Raw genomic sequence first — 6,000 nt, 5'->3', positions numbered from 1 at the left:
GATGGATATTGCAATTATTACAGGTGGAAGTAAAGGAATAGGTCGAGCTTTAGTTAATCATTATGTTTCTGAAAAGTATAAAGTTTTTTCATTGTCAAGAAGTCATGAAAAGTTTGATGACTTTACACAGGTTTCAGTTGACTTAACCGATATTTCAACGGCTGAACACATTTTTGAAGATGTTTTAGATCAAATTAAAGAGCTTGATGTCACATCGTTAACCTTGATCAATAATGCGGGAAGATTAGGAGATATTAAACATTTAGAAAATTTAAGGCCTGAAGATATTTCAAAAAGCTTTCAATTAAATGTAACATCAGCCTTTGTGTTATCAAGTCTTTTTATAGAGTTTGGTAAAGCTTATTCTTGCTCTAAGAAAATTTTGAATATATCATCTGGTGCTGCCTCATCAGCTTATGCAGGATGGAGCGTTTATTGTGCTTCAAAAGCAGCAATTGATATGCTAACATCAACCATTGCAATTGAGCAAAAAAATAAAGAAAACCCTGTTCATTCTTTCGGTATCCGTCCTGGTGTTGTTGATACTGAAATGCAAACACAGATAAGAAGTACCGACGCTGAGGATTTTGAAAATGTTGATAAATTCAAAGAATTGAAAAAAAATGATCAGCTTTATAAACCTGAATTTGTTGCTCAGCGTATTTTTGATATTTTAAATTCTGATCAAATGAAGTCTGGCGAAACGATTGATTTGAGAGAATAATAATTAAATAACAAAGCGTATCTATTCATCACTAATCATAGGTACGCTTTTTTTATGTCTCTAATTTCTGCTTATTTCAAGATAAATTCTTTAGAAATAAATTTCATCTTCTACTTTTTAGTAAAATAAAAATAATTATCTAAATATTAGTATTTGAGATATTATTGATGATAATGCCTATACTTCACCTCATAAACCTGGCATAAAACCTTTCTGTTTTAATACGTTGTATTCTAGATTTTTAGTTCGTTTTGATGATTAGTTGTTTTAAATAAATGTAATCTATTAATGAAGCTTGAGTTATTTATATTTTTGAAATAAAGCCTCGTATTAATTTAATTTAAACAAGCTTTTGATTTCATAAACTTACATTAATACTCGGTAACATTAGATTAACAAGATAAAAGACCAACTCAAGTAGTTTTGCCCTGAACATTTAATTTAAATATAACAAAATGAAAAAATTAGTTTATTCGGTCTTATTTTTTAATCTATTGATCCTTTCTTCATGTAGTGATGATGATTCAATTACAATTGAAACGGAACAGCCAGACAATGAAGTGGTTTCAGGTAATATCACTGAAAACACAGTTTGGACAAAAGATAATGTGTATACATTAGAAGGTAAAGTTATTGTTGATGGTGGCGCAACTTTAACAATTGAAGCAGGAACACTTATTAAAGGTGCTGAAGGTGTTGAAACTCAAGCTTCAGCCTTAATTATTGATAGAGATGCAAAATTAATTGCAAACGGTACTGCCGATGAGCCAATTATTTTCACTTCTGTATTAGATGAAATTGAATCAGGTGATCTTGAAAGTCCTAACTTAACAGTTGATGATAGAGGACTTTGGGGCGGTCTTATTATTTTGGGTAATGCACCTGTTTCTTTAGAAGGAGATGTTACTGAACAACTTATAGAAGGGATTCCTCCAGGATCTGGTTATGGACTTTATGGCGGAGATAATCCAAATGATAATTCTGGTTCCATTCAATATATTTCATTACGTCATGGAGGAGCTAATATTGGAGAAGGAAATGAGATCAATGGTTTTACAACTGGAGGTGTTGGTTCTGGAACACATATTAATCATATTGAAGTCATCGCAAATCTTGATGATGGCGTTGAATTTTTTGGGGGAACTCATGATGCTTCAAATATAGTTGTATGGGGAGTTGGTGATGATTCAGTTGATCTTGATCAAGCTTATTCAGGAACAATAAATAATGTTGCTATTGTTCAAACCAATGTGTCTGATCACGGACTTGAAATTGACGGTCCTGAAGGAGAAGCTTTAACAGGTGAATTCACACTTAATAATGTTACAATTTTTAGTGATAATTCAGTTTCAAATGCAAATTCAGGAAATAGAGAATATGCTCAATTTCGTTCAAATGCGATGGGTTCAGTTAATAATGTTCTACTTGTAGGCGGAACACAAGGAACAGATTTTACTTTACAAGATAATGAAAATGTTATTGATAATTATAATAATGCTAAACTAACTTTTTCTAATATAGAAGTCGTTTTACCTTCAAGCGCATCAGGATTAGAAGATGTGTTTATTGACTCTTCAGGTTTAACAAGCTTCACTTCAGATGCAAATAACTTTGCAAACATTATTAATAATATAGATGATGCAAGTGTTGGTGCTGATCTTAGTGTTTTTGAATGGAGTTGGACTTATCAAGCTGCAGAATTTTAAAACATTGAATAATCAATTTTAAACATTGCTCGGTCAATTCATGATCGGGCAATACTTACAATTATATAACAAATTCGTCTATGAAATTTACTCATTATTTCATCATTATATTTTCCTTTGCTTTCATACCAAACCTACTTGCTCAAGACAATAAAATAATTGGATCTGTAAAAGATACTGAGCTTAATGATGCTTTACCTTTTGCAAATGTCTATCTAAAAGGAACCGATGTAGGAACAACAACTGATTTTGATGGTCAATACACTATTAGTGTAGAACCAGGAGAATACACCCTTGTTTTTTCTTTTGTGGGTTATCAAACAAAAGAAATTACAGATGTTATAGTTGAAAAAGAAAAAGACGTCGTTGTAAATATTTCTTTAGCTTCTTCAGCTGCTTCTTTAGATGAAGTTGTGATTACAACTACAGCTCGTAAAAATACAGAATCTGCTGTTCTTAATTTACAAAAGAAATCAATTAAAGTCATGGATGGTCTTTCTGCTGAAGGAATCAAAAGAGTAGGCGCTAGTGATGTTGCTTCAGCTGTTAAGCGAATACCAGGTGTTTCTGTGCAAGGTGGTAAATATGTTTTTGTTCGTGGCTTGGGTGATCGTTATACAAAATCTATACTTAATGGTATGGATATTCCGGGTTTAGATCCTGATAGAAATACTTTACAAATGGATATCATTCCATCTCATATTCTTGAAAATATCATTGTTTCTAAAACGGCTAGTGCAGAAATGCCTGCTGATTTTACGGGAGGCGTTGTTGATATTGTGACAAAGGATTTTCCATCTCGTCAAGAATATAGCTTGAGTGTTGGAATGTCATACAATCCTGATATGCATTTTAATTCAAATTATTTAAAAAGTGAGAATTCAGGTACAGATTTTCTTGGTTTTGATGATGGCAAAAGGGATTTGCCTTTCTCAAAGAATATGAAAATTCCTTCTCCTGTTGGTGATGGTTTGAATGATAAAGGAGTAAGTCTGACGAATATAACGAATCGTTTTGATAAAAGAATGGCGGCTGATCGAGCAAACTCTTTAGGTGATTTTAACTTTAGTTTTTCTACAGGAAACAGTTTTAATATCGGTGAAAACAATAATAAAATAGGCTATTTAGCTAATGTTTCATACAGGAATACAACCGAATTTTTTGAGAATACAAAGCAAAACTTTTATTTTAAACCAATCAGTAAATCAGATACTGAGTTAATTCCTAATAGAACCCAAACTGGAGATATTGGTTTACAGAAAGCACTTTTAAGTGGTTTGGCCGGAATTTCTTTTAAAACAGATTATTCTAAGTATAAATTAAATATCCTGCATCTTCAAAATGGGGTTTCGCGTGCAGGGAAATTCAGAACCTTCACATACATTCAAGATGATATTGAAGTTGTTAGAGATAATGTTGAGTACACTCAGAAATCAATTACAAATTTAGGTTTAACAGGAAATCATGCCTTTGAAGATTCTGAATGGGAAGTTGATTGGGGCTTGTCAACAAGTTTTTCGAGTATTCAGGATAAAGATATCAGAGTTACGCCGTTTGAAGTTATTAGTGAAAATGAATATTCAATAAGACCAAGCACAGCTGGATCTCCACAAAGAATTTGGAGAGATTTAGAAGAATTAAATCTTACAGGAAAAATAGACTTTAAAAAGAAGCATAAAACCTTTGATAGAAAAGCGAATTTAAAATTTGGTGCTTCGGCAACATATAAAGAGAGGGATTTTGGAATTAACAATTATAATATCCTTATTAAAGGAGGGAGTGTAACACCAATTGAAGGAAATCCTGATCACTTGTTATTGACAGAAAATATCTGGAATTCAGATTCAAACCAAGGAACCTATTTACAAGGGAATTATCAACCTGCAAACACTTATCAGTCTAATTCAACCGTTGTTGCAACGTATATATCCGAAGAATTCAATATAACAGATCAACTTAAAAGTATTTTAGGCGTAAGATTTGAAAATTATAAGCTGAATTATTCAGGTGAAAATAATCAAGGAACTATTCAATTAAATAATACTAATATTTTGGATGAATCTGATTTTTTCCCATCAGCTAACTTAATTTATGCTTGGAATGATGAAATAAACATCAGATCTTCATATTTCAAAACTACAGCAAGACCTTCTTTTAAAGAAGCTTCTATTGCTCAAATCTTTGACCCATTAAGTGATATCACTTTCATTGGAGGGATTGATATTGACAGTGACGGAAACTTTAAAAATATAGTGAAACCTTCCTATATCAATAATTTTGATTTAAGGATTGAGAAATTTGAAGAAAATGGTCAAATGTATGCCTTTAGTGCCTTTTACAAATCATTTACAAATCCTATTGAACTTGTTGCCTTTGAAACCGCTCCGAATAATCTACAACCAAGAAATGTAAACTCTGCAGATGTTTATGGTCTTGAATTTGAATTGAGAAAGAACTTTGGTTTTTTACTAGAAAGCTTAAAGAAATTTAGTATCAACGCTAATATTTCTTTAATAGAATCTAGCGTTAAAATGGATGAAAGTGAATTCAAATCTAGAAAACTGGCAGCAAGAGAAGGAGAGAGCATTGATAATAAAAGAGATTTACAAGGACAATCACCATATTTAATCAATATCGGGATAAATTATGATGATCCTGAGAAAGCTTGGCAAGCTGGTTTATTTTATAACACACAAGGTGAAACTCTTGAGGTTGTAGGTATTAGAAATGTACCTGATGCATATACACAATCCTTCCATAATGTCTCATTTAGACTCATTAAAGCATTTGGTGAAGATCAAAAACAATCCATCAATATTGGAGTAAGCAATTTATTAAATGATGATGTAGAAACTTTATATAAATCTTATCAATCATCAGATAAAGTGTTTTCTAAGCGAACACCTGGTCAATCATTTTCAATAGGTTATACCTATAAGTTTTAATTTAAACTTGAATTAGCCAACACTCCGATCAATATATTTATATTGGTCGGTTTTATATTTAAATTTTTTTGAGAAGAAATCAAATACAAAAAAATAAATCCAGAAGTTGGAATGAACTTCTGGATTTATGCTTATTATGCTTTATTAATGTGTTTTTGAAGAATATTAACCCACTTTTCAGCCATTTGTATTTCTCCAAAAACTTGCGGGTTTTTATCATCATTAAAAAACTCAAAAAATTCAGTTTTATAATCCTTGTTCTGAGGGATGAATTTTAAACCGACGCGTTTGATTTTTTGAGAATCCTTCTTATTCTCTTTATCTTTTATGAGATTGACTTGTTTGATTTTAGATAAATCAACAGCATTTTCTATTGAAACCTCATCTTGTGTATCACAGAAAAACACATAATGATTATCTGTATCTAAACCAATTGCAAGATGTTGTAATGCTTGATAATTATTGATTTTCGAACTTTTTTGTAAAGCTAAATCAACTAGTTTCTGATGAAGTTTTTTCTCTTTTTTAGTTTTACTTCTGCTCATCATCACAAAAGGTAATGTTGCGATAATAACGATAATCACACCAATAATAGCGCTCCCTAAATCTATAGTCATTGTTTTGT

The 6,000-nt window shown here is 31.4% G+C and carries 4 protein-coding genes; 3 read left to right on the top strand and 1 reads right to left on the bottom strand.

Annotated elements, in window-relative coordinates; genetic code table 11:
- The 3 genes from CAP47_RS02030 to CAP47_RS02020 form a co-directional block, all read left to right on the top strand.
- On the top strand, positions 1–724 hold a 724-nt coding region (locus CAP47_RS02030), incomplete at its 5' end, for an SDR family NAD(P)-dependent oxidoreductase (protein WP_100775171.1).
- A 455-nt stretch (positions 725–1,179) separates the two neighbouring features.
- Positions 1,180–2,430, top strand: coding sequence for a hypothetical protein (locus CAP47_RS02025; RefSeq protein ID WP_100775170.1), 1,251 nt, complete (start codon positions 1,180–1,182; stop codon positions 2,428–2,430).
- Between the two features lie 80 nt (positions 2,431–2,510).
- Positions 2,511–5,375, top strand: coding sequence for a TonB-dependent receptor (locus CAP47_RS02020; RefSeq protein ID WP_100775169.1), 2,865 nt, complete (start codon positions 2,511–2,513; stop codon positions 5,373–5,375).
- Between the two features lie 134 nt (positions 5,376–5,509).
- Here CAP47_RS02020 and CAP47_RS02015 read toward each other — a convergent pair whose 3' ends face one another.
- On the bottom strand, positions 5,510–5,992 hold the full coding sequence (locus CAP47_RS02015; protein ID WP_100775168.1) for a hypothetical protein: 483 nt from the start codon (positions 5,990–5,992) through the stop codon (positions 5,510–5,512).
- Positions 5,993–6,000: the final 8 nt, after the last annotated feature.

It is taken from the genome of Psychroflexus sp. S27, from assembly GCF_002810405.1.
GTDB lineage: Bacteria > Bacteroidota > Bacteroidia > Flavobacteriales > Flavobacteriaceae > Psychroflexus > Psychroflexus halocasei_A.
This window is presented reverse-complemented; position numbering and strand designations above follow the sequence as displayed.

What these genes read in the sequence shown, in the direction of transcription:
- CAP47_RS02025 (WP_100775170.1), top strand. Translation starts at nt 1,180, where the DNA reads ATGAAAAAATTAGTTTATTCGGTCTTATTTTTTAATCTATTGATCCTT.
- CAP47_RS02020 (WP_100775169.1), top strand. Translation starts at nt 2,511, where the DNA reads ATGAAATTTACTCATTATTTCATCATTATATTTTCCTTTGCTTTCATA.
- CAP47_RS02015 (WP_100775168.1), bottom strand. Translation starts at nt 5,992, where the DNA reads ATGACTATAGATTTAGGGAGCGCTATTATTGGTGTGATTATCGTTATT.